Origin of the sequence: Kribbella sp. NPDC056345, assembly GCF_042262745.1 — a bacterium.
Lineage (GTDB): Bacteria > Actinomycetota > Actinomycetes > Propionibacteriales > Kribbellaceae > Kribbella.
This window is the reverse complement of sequence record NZ_JBHJQQ010000002.1, coordinates 987,324-1,005,205: the sequence shown is the minus strand read 5'-3', so window position 1 is coordinate 1,005,205 and position 17,882 is coordinate 987,324. Positions and strand designations below refer to the sequence as shown.

Here is a 17,882-nt window from a genome sequence, read left to right as displayed (position 1 = left end):
CCGGAACCCGCGGGCTACCGCCCGCCACCGACTACCCGTGGCCAGCGCCGTCTGCCCACAACCGTCCTGACGCGGCTCGCCACCCGCGGGCATGCGACGAGCACGCCCTTCGTGCCTGCGATCCGATTGGAACGCCGTACCTGAGCAAGGCAACGCAGCTGGCAGTGCAGCCCGCCGACCAAACCGTAACCAACATGGGAACCACCGACCGCGCTGTGCCTTCGCCCGGAGCAAATACCGCGACAACTAGCCTCGACCTAGTGAACAGCCACCCGACCGATCAGACCGCCGCCGACCGCCTGCGCCACGCAGTCAGAGCTCTCATACCAGCGTGAAGTGTCTCCCAACGCCGACGGGATCATCTCTGCGTTGAAGCCTATGCGGTTGACCGGCTTAGGAGCGGCCAACCGCTGACAGGCGACACGGTGCTCGGCCGGGCCACCCGCTTAGGTATCCGTCTGCCGATCGACCGCGGCTTCGTAGAAGGCGTCCGCAAGCGCGACGATGACAGCGTTGATGCCAGGTCCGTCGCTGAAGAAGTAGTCGGCCATAGTGTTGTGGGCTGCCTGGTTCTCGACGACCGCTTCAGAGACCGCTGCCTGGAAGTCCCGAGATTCCATGAACTGCTTCTTCGAGTTCACCTTGGTCTGGTTGACCAAGTCCGGGTAGGCGAGCAGCCGCTCCACCAGAGACTGCACGAACTCGCGAACCTGAGACGCGGCGAATGACTCGGCGCCGAAGAGGTCGTTCATCTTGTCGATGACAACCTGCAATGCAACGTACTTCGGTTCCTTCCGGGTGCCGGTGCCTGCCCCTGTGATGCCCTTGAGCGCCCCGTCGCCGGTCAGCGAAATGTCGACCGCGATGCCCTTGTTGTGCTTAACCCCGACAAGTACCACGTCGGAGAGGTCGACCTCCGCGGTCCAGGATGACTCTGCGATGACCTTCTCCAGAAGCCGCAAGAAGATCGACAGCATCTCCAGTTCCGGGTCACCGTAGTCGACGATCTGGCTCATGAAGTCGTAGAGCCGGACGTAGGTAGACACGTCCTTGCGGAAGAGGTCGAGGGTGTTGAGCGTGACCTTGTCGTCGGCCTCGATCGCGGCCGCATAGCGGCGGGCGAAATCGTGCTTGGGCGGGCCGATTGCGGCCGAGAGCGCATTGTTGCCCTTCCGGGTGACCCACAGCTCAGCGACCTCGCGCACCTGCTCCTGCGTGTAGATCCCCGCCTGGGCCAGCTTGGTGGCGAGGTGGACGACAACGTACGGGTCGGTCTCGGTCTCCAGGGTGGCATTGGTGAAGTACGGTTCAAACGCAGCCCGGATGTCTTCGGGCTTGTTCACGAAGTCGATGACGAACGTCTTGCGCTTCTGCTCTCCGCCCGCGGTGCGATGCGTGCGGTTGAGCCGGGAGAGCGTCTGTACGGCAGTGAGCCCGGGAAGCTTCTTGTCGACGTACATTGCCGTGAGCAGCGGTTGGTCGAACCCTGTCTGGAACTTGTTGGCAACCAGCATAATTTTGTAAGTCGCGCCTTTGAAGGCAGCGGCTAGGTCTGAGCCGGCACCGGGGTTCATATTGGCCTCGGTGAACTCGTCATCCTTGCTTGGCTGCGGCCCCCACTCCCAGGCCCACTCCTCGTCCTCATCCATCGTCTTCGATCCAGAGAAGGCGACCAGAGTGCGGTAGCTGTACGAGGCGTCTTCGGCTGCCCGCTTGGCGATGTAGGCATCAATCGCCTTCTTGTACTTGACCGCAGCTTTGCGTGAGTCCGTCACCACCATCGCTTTCGCTTTGCCCTCCAGCAGATGAGCGACGTTGGAATGGAAGTGCTCGACGATGATCTGCACCTTCTGGCTGATGTTGGTCGGGTGCAGCTTCACCCACCGCATCAGTCCCTTACGCGCCGTGGCCTCCTCCACCTCACCGCCATCACCACTCTCAGCCCTACCCGCGATCTTCAGCGCAGTGTCGTAAGACTGGTAACCCTTAAGGACATCGAGGATGTAGCCCTCCTCGATCGCCTGCCGCATCGAGTAGAGATGGAACTCGGCTGGCTTCCCGTCAGGACCTTTTCGACCGAAGAGCTCGAGAGTCTTGTTCTTCGGTGTCGCCGTGAACGCGAAGTAGGAGATGTTCTCGGAGTCGGCCCGTTCAGTCATCTCCGAGGCCAGGATCGCCTCAACGTCGACCTCCCCGCCGTCCTCAATCTCTTTGACCTCCTCAGCCGTCAGCACAGCCTTGAGCTTGGAGGAGATCTGGCCCGACTGCGAGGAGTGAGCCTCGTCCGCGATCACCGCAAACCGCCGCCCCATCAAGGATGAGTCGGCCCGGATCTCGTCGAGGGCGAACGGGAAGGTCTGCACGGTCACCGCGATGATCAGCTCCCGATTCTTCAGCGCGGTCGCCAGCAGCCCGGATTTTGACTTCGCCCCGGCCTTGCGGACGTCCTCCGGGCTGATCGTGGCCACGATCTTCCCGGACCCGTCGATCTGCCGGATGGCCTCCTGAAGCTGCCCATCGAGCACGGTGCGGTCCACGACCACGACCACCGTGTCGAAGACCTTTCTATCGTTTATGTGTAGGCGCGCCAGCCGGTGCGCGGTCCAGGCGATGGTGTTCGTCTTTCCCGACCCTGCCGAGTGCTCGATCAGATAGCGACGACCTACCCCCTCCTCAGCCACCGCGGCCACGATCTTCGTCACGGCCTCCCACTGGTGGAACCGAGGGAACAGCATGCTCGTGCGCCGCACAGACGTGCCTGTGGTGACGTCCCACTCTTCCTTGGTCTCCACGATCATCAGCCGGCCGATGATGTTCAACCAGGCATCTTTCTCCCAGACTCTCTCCCACAGATACGCTGTCGCCGACTGACCACCCTCACCCGGCGGGTTCCCCGCGCCATTCTCATCGCCGACATTGAACGGTAGGAAGTGCGTTTTCTCACCCTCGAGCCGGGTGGTCATCGCGGCCAGGTCGTTGGAGACTGCAAAATGCACCAATGCCCGGTGCCCAAACGACAACAGTGGTTCCGGCCTCCCGTTGGTCAACGGGTTTCGGTCCTTGCGGTACTGGTTGATCGCCTCCTCGAGGGACTGGGTGAACTCGGTCTTCAACTCCACAGTGGCAACCGGAAGCCCGTTGACGAAGAAGACGAGGTCGATGCTGCGCCGGTCGGCGGTGGAGAAGCGCACCTGCCGCATCACCCGCACCCGCATCGCCTCATACTGCTCGTTGGTAGTCGCGTTCAAGGTGGTCTCGGGCTGGAACTGCGCCATCTTCAACCGGCCACCACCGATGTACTGAACGCCGTTACGCAGGATATTGAGCGTCCCACCGCCATGTTCGAGAGGCCTGTCGAGCGCCGCAACCAGCACGTCGAGAAACTTCGCCCCCGATCCCGCCGCATTGAGAGCCTTCTCGTACGCCGCCCGTTGGGTCTCTTCCAGCCAGGCGAACAGGTCCGCGGGAAAGAGCGCCCGCTCCCGGTCATAGCCGGTATCGTTAGCCGAGTACAGCCATCCGTGGTCTTCAAGATACGCACAGATCTCAGCCTCGAAGACGATCTCGTTGTGATCGGCCATCACGTCATCTCCCGCACGTCGAGCTGTCCCGTCACGGCCGCCGCGATCAACGCCGCACGACGCTCACGAGCAAGCTCCACGAAGCGCTCTGCCTCAGTGATGAGCCTGTCGAGCTTGGTGATTTGCTCATCTAGATGGTCGGCGATTCGACGCTGCTCACTGACTGGCGGTACGACGACATGCAACCGAAGGAACGACTCGGGATACAGCCGTAGGCGTGACTCCCAGATGCCCCGCGAGTGGCGCGTCATCTCAATGATGTATGGGCGCGATCGGTAGAGGTAGTCGAAGAACCGGGGCTCCAATTCGACCTGAGCCAAGGGCCGATACACGCCGTACGCCGGGCTGACAATCCCTGAGATCTTCGATACGCCGAGTGCGCCCATCCATGCCCACATAGTGTTGATGACCAGATCCCCGGCTTCAACACACCTGTACCCCACCAGACTTTCAGCCTCAGTCATGTTGACGTTCTGCTTCTCCGAGCGTGGCGTGATGCCTGTCAAGTGCGAGACGGTCAGCAGCTCTTCTTCGCCGTTCACGGACAGCGCCGAGGACTCGAAGAAGAGGTTCTTGTTACGAACCCTCTGCCAGTGGGCGGGCGCAGATGGCGCCGGGTCGATGCCGGTTGCTTCGCGGGCAGCCTCCGGGTCAAGCCCATACCAGACTGTCGCGTCAACCACCGCGGTCCGACGCTCTCCGAGCATCTCGATTAGGCGCTGCTGCTCATCGATGAGTGTGTCGATGCGGGCGGTTTCGCGGTCGAGGTAGTCGGCGATGGCGCGCTGCTCTTCGGGATCCGGAGCGGTCATACGGATGCCACGTACTTGACTCGATGACAGATGCTTAACCGTTGTCGCGTAGGTGAGGTCGTTAATGACCTGGAGATGCGCTGGCAGCGCGTAGGCAAGGAATCTCATGTCTGCGCGCCCGTTCGCCCGAAGCAGGCAGAGACGCTGGTTCAAGGCTGCCGTGCCGCGTAACCAATGGACGACGTTGAAGTCGCCATCCATGCCGACCAGTACATCCCCGTTACGAATCATGGCCGACTCCGGAACGACGTCAGACGAGACGAAAGTCTCGAACGAGTCGCCGAGAATGTCGCGGATCCGCACGAGCGGCAGATCGGCATCATCCGAGAAGTCGGCAGAGTCGAACGGGAAACCATTAATCAGGTCCGCCATCTCCTGCACGCGGCGCTCGCTCCAAGTCACGACTCGACCTCTCGCAGCAGGTCGAGGATCTTGGCGACCTGTTTCTCCAGGTCGGCGTCAATCTCAGCGAGCGGCCGAGGCGGGACGTACTTGTAGAAGTGACGGGTGAATGGGATCTCGTAGCCGGTCTTTGTCTTGGCCCCGTCGATCCATGAGTCCGGTACGTGCGGCTTCACCTCGGCGTCGAAGTATGCCTGGACGACCTCGGCCTGTCCTGCCGACCCGGCCGTTGAGCCGCCATAGGTGAAAGGTACGTTCTCGGTGTCGCGCTTCTTGGAATCAGGCTTTGGCTTGCCTTTGCGATCCACAACGGGCTTGCCGTCCTCGCCGAGCAGGGGCCGCTCAACAGTGATGGTCCAGTAGCCGAACTGGTCGTTGCGTAGCACTTTGGCGTAGTCAGGGTCGGCGCCGTCGAAGTCGGCATACAGCTTGACGACGTGGGCGCGATCCTGGTCGCTGATCTCGCGTCCCTTGGAGCCCAGATTCTTGCGCATCTTGGTCCAGAACGAGGTGCCGTCAATGAGCTGGACGAGGCCCCGACGGTCGGGGTGCTTGACGTTGTCGAGGATCCAGATGTAAGTGGCAATGCCGGTGTTGAAGAACATGTTGGTAGGCAGCGCGACGATCGCCTCGACCAGGTCTGCCTCAAGCAACCATTTGCGGATGTTGGAAGGGCCGGAGTCGGCGGCGCCATTGAAGAGCGGCGAGCCGTTCATCACTATTCCGACCCGGCCACCCCCGTCCTCCGGCGCTCGCATCTTGTGTGCCAGGTGAAGCAGGAAGAGCATTTGTCCGTCTGAGGTCGACGGGAGGCCGGGAGCGAATCGACCGTATTCGCCAGCTGCGTCGCGCTCTTTCGTGACCGCCTTGACATACTGCTTCCAGTCGACGCCGTAGGGCGGGTTGGACATACAGAAGTCGAACTGACGGCCCTGGAACGCATCGTCGGTGAGCGTGTTACCGAAGGCGATGTTAGTCGCATCGTGGCCTTTGGCCAGCAGGTCGGACTTGCAGATCGCGTACGACTGCGGGTTGTACTCTTGGCCGTACAGGCTCAGCTTCGCGTCGGGGTTCTGCGCCAGCAGGTGCTCCTCGGCCAAGGAGAGCATGCCCCCGGTGCCCGCGGTGGGGTCGTACAGCGTGCGGACGATGCCGGCCTCGGTGAGGTCGGCGTCCTTCTCGGCGAAGAGCAGGTCAACCAGCAGCCGGATCGCGTCCCGGGGTGTGTAGTGGTCCCCGGACGTCTCGTTCGCGGCCTCATTGAACTTGCGGATAATGTACTCGAACGCGTCGCCCATGTCTGCGTTGGAAACCACATCTGGATGCAGGTCGACAGCCTTGAAAGACGTGATGACCTCGCGCAGGAGCCCTGCCTTCTCCAGGGCGAGGATCTCTTTCTTGAAGTCGAAGTACTCGAACACGTCGACATCGGGCGAGAACTGGTCAATGTAGTCGGCGAGGTTGTCCACCAGCCCGTCGGCGTCTGTGAGGAGATTGGCGAAGGAATAGTTCGAGGTGTTGTAGAACGGCCGACCAGTGGCCTTCTTGACCTCGGCCTTGAGCCGGTTGGGGTTCTCGTACTTGGTCGCCAGCTCTCGCACCGTCTCCCGGTCGGGCTCGAGGATGCAGTCGAGGCGACGCAGGATCGTGAGCGGGAGAACCACGTTGCCGTACTGGTTGGGACGGTAGGGACCCCGAAGCTGGTCGGCGATCGACCAGATGAAACTACCGAGGGTGCTCACAAGGCTCCTTACGAGGCTGGCTCTACGACGAACGTTCGACGTCCAGCAGGAGCCTGGGCGCGCCGTCGGAACAGGCGGCGCACAGTCGGCAGCTGCCGATGCGTCACAAGGAGCATCATTGCGCATCGTGACATCACGCGCGCACCCAAGGCTGCGGCGCAACCGGCTTCACCTAGTCAGTTTGGTGCGGTGACTGGCAGCGGCGGTGGATCCTCCGGGCGCCAGACACTACCGATGCCAAGAGCGTAGGCAGCCACTAGCCACTGCACGATCACCCCCACCGACCAGATAGTCATACATCACTCCTCGGCTGCGGCGCTCATGTCTCGCCGGGCTCGAGACCCGGTCCTATCCCCGGGAGTAAGACCCAATCGATAGGTGGACTCAATCCGCCAGCAGCCAGGCCTTCAAAGTCTCCCGCCAAAATGTCAGCCTTGCTAAGCGAAGGACGTGTTCGTCGGCGTAGGAGGTGCCTTTACCGCAAGGGTCGGCGGGGCGCCAGTTGATGCGCGTCGCACGGCCGAGGCGCGCGCCTTAGGGAGGCAGCGGTTTGTCCGGAGAAGAAATCCCTGTTTCGCTCCTCAGTCGGGTATTTATCTCGTACGCACACGATGACGCTGCGCACGAGGAGCGCGTCCGCAAGTTGTGGGTGTTCCTTCGCAAGCATGGCATCGACGCCCATATCGACTTGTCTGCAGCAGAGCAGCCGCAAGACTGGCCGAGTTGGATGCGGAGCCAACTGCGAGCTGCGCGGTTCGTTCTCCTCATCGCCTCACCTGCCTATCGGCAACGTGCGGAAGGCGACGCGTCGCCTGATGTTGGTAGGGGCGTGCGATGGGAAGCTGGCCTGATTCGAGACGAGTTCTACGCCGATCCCGACGCGGCCAGGCGTCGGTTCCTCCCGGTTGTTCTCCCGGGTGGTTCGGCCGACCATATTCCGGACTGGGTCGGACGCGCCTCTGGCACTCACTACAACGTCGCGAGCTACACGGTCAAGGGCAGCGAACGGCTCCTCCGACTGTTGACCGACCAACCGCACGAGGTCGAGCCCCCGCTCGGAGAGGTCCCGCTTCTCCCGAAACGTGGCGCCGGCGCCCCCGCGATCAGAGGGGACCTCCAGGTAGCTGGGCTGGTACGGCGCATGGCGAATCGCAGTCCCGACCGTGACGAAACGATGGTTCAGGCGGACGTCAGACAGCTACTGTTGATGGGCCACCTCGGCCTTGATGAGCACTCCCTTGGAGCCGAGGCAACAACACGCCCTGACGACCGCCGCCGCATCGTGGTCGAACGTGGGGCCACGATCATCGAGGTCCGTAGCGATCTGCGGAAACGCGGAGTCCTTCAAACCGCGGAGCGCGAACTGTCAGTGGCCGTCGAGGCTCGTACGCGCTTGACGGGTCACCGCTACGCGGCTCTGCTGACGGATGGCGCCGATTGGCGCCTCTACCACCACAACGGGGACGGCATCGACGCGGTAGCGGAACTGACGGTCGATACAGGCAGGAGCGACACCAGCCACCTGTTGTCGTGGATCGAAGCAGTTCTCGCCACCGGAAGCCAGATTGAGCCGTCGCCTGCCCAAATTTCCCGAAAGCTCGGAGCTGACAGCCCTGCTCATGCCTACGACGTAGCCGAGCTATCGGCCATCTATAACCGCTTCCGCCACCTGCCCACCGTTCAGGTCAAACGCTCACTCTGGGGTCGTCTACTCAAGACCGCCCAGGGCACAAACTTCACCGATGACGATGAGCTGTTCATCAATCACACCTTGCTGGTAATTATGGCTGAGGTGATCGGGCACGCCGTCCTTGGCATTGACCTGGACGAACCCGGGCTGGATGCAGCCGCGATCATGTCCGGAGTGCGGTTCTTCGATGCGCAGGTGCGTGGTGTAGTCGAGGCCGACTTCTTCGATTGGGTCGCTGAGGTGCCAGGCGGCGAGCAGTTCGTCATGAGTCTTGTAGGCCGGTTGACCCGTTTTGCATGGGATCGCGTCGAACACGACGTGATGAAGATCCTGTACGAATCCATCATCAGCAGGGAAAGTCGTCACCTACTCGGCGAGTACTACACTCCAGGCTGGCTGGCAGATGAGGTGATCGCTAGCACCATCGACGAACCGTTGTCGCAGCGCGTACTGGATGCCAGCTGCGGCAGCGGAACTTTCCTCTTCCACGCCATCCGACACTATCTTGCGGCGGCCGATGCCGCCGGACTCGATGGGCCACAATCGATTCGGGGCGTAGCCAGCCATGTCTTCGGAGTCGACGTGCATCCCGTCGCAGTGACGCTCGCTCGGGTGACCTATCTCTTGGCGATCGGCGAGGCTCGGCTTCGGGCTAGCGATCGTCCGCCACTGTCCGTGCCGGTCTACCTCGGGGACTCGTTGCAATGGGGCCAGGAATCGACCCTTCTTTCCTATGCCGGACTCGGGGTACCAATCGACAGCGACTTCGAGCTGTTCACGGATCGACTTGATGTTGCCGACCAACTTCGTTTTCCGGACAGCGTAATCGCTGACGCCGAGCAGTTTGATCTACTGGTCTCCGAACTAGCCCGAATGGCCACGCGACGAGCCCGTGGAGCGCGCATCCCGTCCCTTAGCCGCATCTTCCGCGGTTTCGCGATCAAGGATGAGGACCAGCCGACACTGAGAGAGACCTTCAAACGGATGTGCGAGCTCCATGATGCGGAAAAGAACCACATCTGGGGCTACTACGTTCGCAATCTAGCGCGTCCCGTTTGGTTCGCCCGTCAGGATAATCAGGTGGACATCCTGATCGGCAACCCGCCGTGGCTGTCCTACCGATTCATGACAGAGCCTCAGAAACGGACATTTCGAGCGATGAGCAAAGAGCGCGGCCAGTGGGCGGGCGCAGCCCTAGCGACCCATCAGGATCTCTCGGCACTCTTTGTCTCTCGCTGTATCGAATTATATCTGAAGCCTGGGGGGAGATTCAGCTACGTCATGCCCGGGGCGTTGCTCTCACGAGGTCAGTATGCAGGGTTCAGGTCAGGTCGTCTGGGCGGCCCGGAATTTGAAGTTAACGTCTCATTCGACAGAGCCTGGGATCTTCATCAGATCAAGCCCGCATTCTTCAAAGTACCTGCTTGCGTGGTCAGGGGCCAGCGGCGACGGGCGCGAAGGGTCCGTCTGCGTTAGACGCAACTGCAGAGATATGGATGGGCCGGTTCGACACCGACCACGCGACGAGAGCCGAGGCTGCGGAGCACACAACCCGCATCATCGGCGAGCCTCCGCCTAGGTCCACGACTCGCCGATCCGCATACTCAGACCGATTTGCCCAGGGAGCAACCGTGGTGCCGCGAGTTCTCTTCATGGTCGAACAAGATTCCGTCAGCCCATTAGGCACAGGCCAGGGCCGCTCTGCGGTTCGAAGTCGCAGAAGCGTTCTCGAGAAGCCGCCGTGGAAGCACCGTGAACCACTGCGGGGAATCGTCGAGAGCAGGTTTATCCACTCCATGTATCTCGGAGACTCTGTCCTGCCGCACAGGATCCTTGCCCCGCAGCAGGCGATCATCCCCAGGGAAGGTCGGCATCTATTGAGAGGCGATGATGATCTCATAGATGCCTACCCAGGCTTGGCCCAATGGTGGCGCGAGGCAGAGGCCGCCTGGCTTGAAGATCGCGCAAGCGACCGTCTTGATCTCATGGCACGGCTGGACTATCACAGCGGCCTCTCTCGGCAACTGGCAACCAGCGGTCATCGCGTTGCCTACACTAAGAGCGGAATGTATCTCGCCGCCGGCATCATTACCGACACATCGGCCATCATTGATCATAAACTATATTGGGCGGATGTCACGACGCTCGATGAAGCGCGTTTCCTAACCGCGATATTGAACTCCGCCGTGCTGACAATGGCGGTTCGACCGCTACAGGCCCGAGGTGAACACAACCCGCGAGACTTCGACAAGCACATCTTCCAGCTGCCGATTCCACTCTATGACGTAGCGAAAGCAGCACATCGGCAACTCGCCGAACTCGCAGAGGAGGCAGAGGTAGTAGCCGCCAATGTTGATCTACCCACGAGCCGGTTCGAGACTCAGCGTCGAAAGGTCCGGGAGGCACTTGATGCTTCCGGGATCGCTGCCGAGATTGATGCAAGAGTCAAAGCCCTACTGGCTCGCCAATCTTGATCATAGTCAGACTTACGATCCGTAGAATATGGAGTCCGAAGTGATTGGGTCGACATTAGAGAATTGCACCCGATCACTCTGAATTACCCGACTAACGGTGAGCCATTTCTCACCTACTAGATCCAGTAGTTCACCGCGCAACTGCGAGTCTTCGAGGACCCTATAGTCACCGAAAGACAATGCGAGCAGAACAAGCACCAATTCCTCCCGCTCCACCGAAGTGGTGGCATGGCGCCCAGTAACCATGATGTAGACCGCCGCCATCCTCTCCCACTCCCGCAACTCAGGCTCGGGATGGTCATCCTGGGCGAGAGCGGTCAGGAAGCCCATGAGATCTCCGACGATCCGCGGGTTGCCCGCGCCTAATGTGTTGACGACATTCAGAGCACGAACTGCGATATAGCTCTCGATCTCGATAGTCTCCGGAGGCGGCAGCACCGCGATTGTCTCCAACGGAACCTGTCGGATCTCTCCGTGCCCCTGAGCCTGAAGGTACCTCTTGAACGTCGCCAGTCTGTCGGCAAGATCCGGGCGGGTCGCACGAAGGATCTCCGTCACCAGATCGTCGAGTTCGCGGCCGGCTGTCGTCAGGGCGAACTTGTCCGCCAGCGTCGGCGAGAAGCGGAGTACGTCCTCGCGACCGACGCCGTGCCACAGAGGGATGATCACCTTGCCAGTACCGGAGATCTCCCGGGCGGTCAGACCACGCAGTTCATACTCCGGCCATGGCTTGCTCATGAAGTGCCGGCTCAGGACGACCAGCCCAAACTGGGTGACCGAGAGGCCCGCGTCAATCGACCGAGAGAGACTGTCGCCGGCGGTGAGCGTGTACTCGTCGTACCACACTGTCACACCTGTCCGGCGCAAGGCAGCGGCCAGCGGCCGCACCAGTTCATCCTTGTCCTCTGAAGCGTGGGAAATGAACAGCTCAACCTTGACGCGGGGATCACGCAATCGAGCTCAGTCGCTTTCTAGCCCGATGATGCGATGAAAGTTCTCGTAGCCGGCGAACTGTGCCAACGCGACCGCAATTGGCCGAAGCTGGTCTTGGAGCGCCTCGAGCTCGGCCCGGAACAACTCATTGTCTGGCCACTCGCTCTCAGAGGTGTGCTGGTTCGCAGATCGCCATTCCTCATACCGCCCATGCCAACGTGTCTGGAAGGGGCGCAGGTGAACGTTCAGCATGTTCATGGCAAGAGTATCGACATCTGGGCGCCCCGATGGCACGCGGGTTTCGGCGTCGCTCGAAAGCAACTCCTTGACGATGCGGAACAGTTGGTGGAGGGAGGCGATCACCTCATCAGCACGGCCTTCACCCGCCTGCAGCCGTTGGACTGCAACCCTGGACAACATCTCGATCAGAATTCTGCGAGCCAACACACGGTGGTCCTTCGTGACAGCGAAAGTAATCCGGCTGAACTGAGGAAGCATGACATCGATCTCGGAGACAACGGCAGACTTCATGAACCATCGCCAGGCGAGAGCTCCGAGGACCGCAGCCGCACCGCCGACACTGACGTAAACGCCGATCCCGGTCCACTGCAAGGCGTAGTACACCAAGGCCCCGCCAGCCATACCTGCCACGGCAGCAGACGCCACTACGACAACATGCCGCACGCGTCGTCTCCCGTGTGACAGGACAGTCACCGCCCCCAGTCCGTTCAAGGCCGGGCTCCGCTGACTGTCGGTGGCCGCGACCGCTCAACCTGCTCGGAAGACAGTAGCCGCATGGACTCGTCGTTGAACAGGCCCACTCCTCTGCAACTAGGTGGGCCGAGATCTTCGAATCCAAGTGTGATGTAGCCGCTTGAGACGGCGGCGTTGTGGCGGCAGCCTTATCCCACCGGTGTGGAGATACAACATCCAAGCGGACTGCGGTGTAACGGTTGGATCGCCACAGCGATCATCAACATGTGGTGGTACGCCGGGGGGCGGGACGACGATCGACATCTCGAGCCTGTTGGCTGATCTGGTCTAGAGCCAGGTGCTGTCGCAAAGCCGGGCTTGCCAGGGGCGGATGAGGCTGGGGGAAGGCTGTGGAGTCAGAGGGGGTGGGCTCGTCTGTGGCGGACGGGTCCTTGAATGACCGGGCCGCGCGGATCTTCGAGTTTTTGATCCAACTACAGCGGCTGCGGACGAGGGTCATCCGTTCGGTCGAGGCATATCGGTCGGTGATGTGGTTCGGTGATTTGCCCGCGGCTGATGGTCTGCAGTTCGGACAGGAAACCTCCGACCCGGGCGTGTGGCTAACGATCGATCGTGTTGAGCGGGATCCACCGCCGACGCCACCGAACATTCTGAGGCCGTGGATCACTGAACACTCATTGCGTGACTCCTCACGACCAGCCCCGATGCTGAGCCGGACTGCGGTCCGGGCCGTTGAGGTCGTGACACCTGAGGGCGATCTCGAAACCGTTACCGAAGAGCTTTTGCTGCAGGATCATCCCGAAGTCGCCGACGCATTGAGGGATTGGGCCACAGTCTGGCAGGCATGGGCGGCAGAGGATCAGCCGCGGGCCGCGGTGGGCGACGCCTACCACCGGGTCTATGCGATGTACCAAGATTCACGAGCTCTCGCCGAGACGTACGAGGTCGTTCTCGGGTTCGGATGCCTGGTCACCAAGTCTGGTGGACAGGATGTTCGGCGTCATCTTGTGACGATGGCCGCGACGATCGAGCTCGATCTGGACTCGGGAAGGCTGGCTGTAGTGCCGTCGCCCGATGCGCGACCTCCAGCGCTCGAAGAAGACATGCTGGATCCGCAGGACACAGCATCAGACGAGCTTCGCCAGGCGATCCGTACTGGCCTCGAGAGCCTTGAGGATCCCTGGGCCAGCGAGCCCGACGGTGTGGCCGTCCTCCTCCGCTCCTGGGTGAACGGCTCCGGCCCGGATGCCGCCTTCGTCCCTGATCTACCGCCGCCCGCTGGTCACAGCGGCGCAAACGCGCCCACCGTGACGTTCGCGCCTGCACTGATCCTGCGCGAGCGAACCCGGAGGTCGTTTGTCGCTGCTTGCGAGCAGATCGTCTCAATGCTGCGCGCCGGGCTGGAGGTGCCCTCAGGTGTGCGGCAGTTCGCCGAGATCACCGACGGCCGCGTCTTCGCCGCAGACCAGCGGACCTGGAAGCACGCCTACGCTGATGAAGAGGTGTACTTCCCGAAGCCGGCGAACGAAGAACAGCGCCAAGTCCGGGATCGGTTGGCCGACCATCAAACTGTGGTCGTTCAAGGCCCACCAGGGACAGGCAAGACACACACGATCGCAAACCTAGTCAGCGACCTCTTAGCCCACGGGCAACGGGTTCTCGTCACAAGCACGACAACACGCGCCCTGACTGTGCTCAAGGACAAGCTTCCAAGCGATGTCAGCGATCTGTGCGTCAGCGTTACCGACGATGCAGTGCGAGGGCAGGCCGATCTCGAGCGGTCCGTCACGACGATCCTAGACCAGGCGGACCGATGGAACGCTCCGGCCGCCGAGAGGGAGGCAGCAGAGCTTCGACGGCGTCTGGCTGACGCCCGGGAGCGGGAGCAGACAGCGCTGGCCGAGCTGCGCTCGATCCGAGAGCAAGAGACCTACGTCTATGCACCCGATATCGGCGACTATTCCGGCACATTGCAGGAGATTGCCGAACGTCTCGCACAGGAAGCGAACACGTTGGGATGGCTCGGTCATCCGATGACGGAGCGGCTAGACCTCAGCGCAGAAATTGTCACCGATTTCCTGGACCTGTCGCGTCGCGCAACGCCTGAGTTGCGGGCGCTGACCGGCAAGGTTCCACCAGTCAGCGAGCTCGTGCAGCCAGGCGAATTCGCGCAGCTTGCCGAGCGGCGTGCCGCGCTCGGCGCCCGTGAAGCGAGCCTGATCGAGGCTCGACGTACACAGGAGTTCATGGCTCTGGCGACCACCACAACGCCTGAGCGGGACGAAATTCGCCACTTACTCGGAGACCTAAGCCGACGGAAGCGGGAACTGGGCCGCCGCAAGGAGCTGTGGGTCGTGCAAGCGCTGCGCGATGTCATTGGCGGCCGGGATCACATGTGGCGGCAGCGGCAGGAAATGACCGCCGCCGGCATCGACAGCGGACAGAGTTGGCTGGCAGGTGTCGATGGACGAGTTGTCACGGGACTCGACACTATCGATCTCGGTGAGGCCGCCGGGCACGCCTCTGCGCTCTTCGATCTGTTGAGCCAGGGCGGCAAACTCAAGGGATTGCTCGGGCGGTCCAAGATTGCCAAGGCTGCTTCGCCGTTCCTCGATCAGATCCGTGTCGACGGCCGCGAGATTCAAGATTTGAATCAGCTACGGCCTGCTCACAGCCAAGTCATGGTCGAGAAGTTGCTAGCGCCTCTGGAAGAGATGTGGGGCTATGCACAGCCGCACCGGCTGCCCCTGGCGCAGCGAATCGCAGTACTTGCGGACGAGAACAAGGTTCTCGCTGATGTGCTGTCCTTTGCCAGCGCAGTCGTCACCGTCGAGAGCCGACTGCAGGCCGTTCCCGCGATGCCTGCCGTGGACCTGAGCATCGATGATGACTTCGGCCGGCTCCTGGGCGCACTCGATGCTCTGGATCTGGTCGACCTTCAGGACTCTGTTCGAGCTTCGGTCGATCGGACACGGCGGATGCTTGACGATCTGGCACCCGAGTCTGTCACGGCTGTCCGGTCAGCTGCGGACGCCCTTGGACGATGGGACCCCACCGAGTATCGAGCCGCGTTCCACGCTCTGGAAGCTGCCCGCGAGGCGAACTCGGTCCTGGAGCAGCTGCAGCAGCGTCGGCAGACGGTGGCAGCTGCCGCACCAGATCTCGTCGCGCGTATTGAGCAGACCAGCTTTGACCCGAGCTGGGACGAAAGGTTGCCCCGGCTACCCGAGGCCTGGGCCTGGTCTGTGTGGGATGACCGGTTGAGGGCTAAGACTGATTCATTGGCCGAACAGCACCTGCGGGCGTCGCTCGACGCCGCTGAGGTCGATGCCCGAGCAGCGCTGGAGCGGCTGGCAACCAACAGAGGCTGGGCGCATGCACTCAGGCGGCTCACTCCGCGGGAGTCCACTCATCTGAAAATGTATGCCCAAGCTGTGCGCAAGGCAGGCAAAGGCACCGGAAAGTACGCAAACAGGTACCGCGATGACGCTCGCAAGAGTCTCCAAGAATGCCAAAGCGCGGTTCCAGCGTGGATCATGCCGATGCACCAGGTCTTCGACACCGTGCCTGTCGATCGGCCGAATCTGTTCGACGTCGTGATCGTCGACGAGGCTAGTCAATCTGGGCTCGAAGGACTCCTGCTCTCCTGGTTGGCGCCACGGATGGTCGTTGTTGGAGACGACAAGCAGGTAAGCCCGTCGAACGTTGGACTGGACCACGAGGCAGTCTTCACGTTGCAGGACCGCTATCTGGCACCGCTGGAGCACAAGTCCTTGTTCGGGCCCCTCAACAGCTTCTTTGACCAAGCGGTCGGCATGGCGTCTCGCATCATGCTCCGCGAGCACTTTCGTTGCATGCCTGAGATCATCGGCTTCTCCAATGAGCTGTGCTATCACGGCGCGCTCATGCCACTGCGGCAGTACGGCGCCGATCGGCTACCACCATTGCGCACGACCTACGTCAAGGGCGCGGTGGTATCCGGCGGCCGGGACATCATCAACGAACCCGAAGCCGACGAGATCGTCGCTCAGATCGAGAAGTGCTGCGCTGATCCGGCTTACGACGGCAAATCAATGGGTGTGATCAGCCTCCTCGGACACTCCCAGGACAAGCACATCATGCAGCGCTTGGTCGATGCGCTTGGAGTCCGAGTCGTCGAAATGCGCAAGCTCCGTGCCGGAAACGCCGAGGCGTTCCAGGGTGACGAGCGAGATGTCGTCTTCATATCGATGGTCTCGAGTCTGCAGTCGACGCGCGGTCCGGCCCGGATCGGCACTCTCAGCAAGGAGTCAGACCAGCAGCGGCTGAACGTCGCTGCATCGCGCGCGAAGGACCAGATATGGCTTTTCCACAGCGTCCACCCGGGAGACCTGTCCAGCAAGGATCTGCGTCAGCGATATCTCCGCTATCTGATGAAGCCGCTGATACAGCAGGACACCCTCGACATCGGCGACATACTGCCTGATCGACGCCATCCAGCCTTCGACAGCCTCTTTGAACAACGCGTCTTCCTGGCGGTTCGTGAGCGTGGCTTCCGCGTGCGTCCGCAGGTGAAAGTCGGCGGATACCGGATCGACCTCGTCGTCGAAGGCGGGACTCAACGACTAGCCGTCGAGTGTGATGGCGATGCATTCCATGGTGGGGAAGCAGCGTCTGACGATGCAGCCAGGCAACGGGATCTGGAGCGAGTCGGGTGGACCTTCTGGCGCGTCCGGGGAAGCACCTTCTTCCGGGACCCGGAACAAGCCCTTGAATCACTGTGGGAGCTGCTGGATGAGTTGGAGATCCAGCCGGCCTGGAATCAGCCGACTACCCAGGATGAGATCGTTACACACGCCGAGGTTGAGGCATCAGCGGTCCCCGTCAGCGACATCGAGGATGAGTTGCTTGACGAGCAACCGACTGCGAACGGAACGGCCGCGACGATCGCCTCGTTGCCTACGAGGGCCGAAGCAGTGGAAGCGTTGTTCGAGCAGCCAACAACGCTTGATCACCGGGCGCCTCGGTTTAGCAACGGAAAGATGTTGCTGTCGTCGAGTGCACGGCACAGGGTGCAGGACGAGGCGGCAGCCATCGAGCGGTGGCTTGCGAATCCGCCTCCTGTCCATGCCGTCGACGGACGCTCACGCGACGTCGAGATCGCGAAAAGGGAGCAGCAACGCGACGATCTGGAAGCCCGACTGGACCATCTCGGACGGGTGATGTCGCAGTCAACCGTGGATCCGTCGCACAGTGGCGGCGCCTGGGTTACACCGGGCTGCGTCATCCATCTGCAGTACCCCGGCGAGGCTACACCTGACCGCATGTTTGTCACGATCATGCCGCACGCCGACGGCGTCCCCTCGGATACATCACCAGTGAGTCCACTCACTGACCTCGCCCAGGCCATTGAAGGCGCCAAAGCCGGAGACACGGTCCGCTTCGATACGCCACGCGGCATCCAGGAGGCTGTCGTTATCGAGGTGGAGGACTGAATCGAGGCGCCTCGATTCATGAATCGTGGAGTCCCGGCGCGCCGAGCAGGATCGGCAAAC

At 61.7% G+C, this 17,882-nt stretch carries 8 protein-coding genes; 3 read left to right on the top strand and 5 right to left on the bottom strand.

Annotation, left to right across the window (positions count from 1 at the left end):
- Positions 1-446: 446 nt before the first annotated feature.
- Genes ACFCV3_RS10385 through ACFCV3_RS10375 form a run of 3 tightly spaced genes read right to left on the bottom strand, consistent with a single transcriptional unit; the run spans position 447 to position 6,537 of the window.
- Positions 447-3,581, bottom strand: a complete 3,135-nt coding sequence (locus ACFCV3_RS10385; RefSeq protein WP_376028392.1) for a type I restriction endonuclease subunit R — start codon at positions 3,579-3,581, stop codon at positions 447-449.
- Complete coding sequence (locus ACFCV3_RS10380; RefSeq protein ID WP_376028389.1) at positions 3,581-4,795, bottom strand: restriction endonuclease subunit S; 1,215 nt, start codon at positions 4,793-4,795, stop codon at positions 3,581-3,583. Before ACFCV3_RS10380 ends, ACFCV3_RS10385 begins: the two co-directional genes overlap by 1 nt.
- Complete coding sequence (locus tag ACFCV3_RS10375) at positions 4,792-6,537, bottom strand: N-6 DNA methylase (RefSeq protein WP_376028736.1); 1,746 nt, start codon at positions 6,535-6,537, stop codon at positions 4,792-4,794. The genes ACFCV3_RS10380 and ACFCV3_RS10375 overlap by 4 nt, the downstream gene beginning before the upstream one ends.
- A 550-nt stretch (positions 6,538-7,087) precedes the next feature.
- Between ACFCV3_RS10375 and ACFCV3_RS10370 the strand changes: the two genes are divergently transcribed.
- Both ACFCV3_RS10370 and ACFCV3_RS10365 read left to right on the top strand, forming a co-directional pair.
- Positions 7,088-9,703 carry an N-6 DNA methylase gene (locus ACFCV3_RS10370; RefSeq protein ID WP_376028388.1) on the top strand — a complete coding sequence of 872 codons (2,616 nt, stop codon included), beginning with the start codon at positions 7,088-7,090 and terminating at the stop codon, positions 9,701-9,703.
- A 320-nt stretch (positions 9,704-10,023) separates the two neighbouring features.
- Complete coding sequence (locus tag ACFCV3_RS10365; protein WP_376028386.1) at positions 10,024-10,701, top strand: hypothetical protein; 678 nt, start codon at positions 10,024-10,026, stop codon at positions 10,699-10,701.
- A 12-nt stretch (positions 10,702-10,713) separates the two neighbouring features.
- On the opposite strand, the gene ACFCV3_RS10360 is transcribed toward ACFCV3_RS10365, so the two are convergent.
- Positions 10,714-11,655: a toll/interleukin-1 receptor domain-containing protein gene (locus tag ACFCV3_RS10360; protein WP_376028384.1), complete on the bottom strand. Its 942-nt coding sequence runs from the start codon at positions 11,653-11,655 to the stop codon at positions 10,714-10,716.
- 6 nt (positions 11,656-11,661) lie between these two features.
- The gene (locus ACFCV3_RS10355) at positions 11,662-12,300 is read right to left on the bottom strand and encodes a hypothetical protein (protein ID WP_376028381.1); all 639 of its coding nucleotides are present in this window, start codon (positions 12,298-12,300) and stop codon (positions 11,662-11,664) included.
- A gap of 479 nt (positions 12,301-12,779) precedes the next feature.
- Between ACFCV3_RS10355 and ACFCV3_RS10350 the strand changes: the two genes are divergently transcribed.
- On the top strand, positions 12,780-17,822 hold the full coding sequence (locus ACFCV3_RS10350; RefSeq protein WP_376028379.1) for an AAA domain-containing protein: 5,043 nt from the start codon (positions 12,780-12,782) through the stop codon (positions 17,820-17,822).
- The last annotated feature ends 60 nt before the right edge of the window (positions 17,823-17,882 follow it).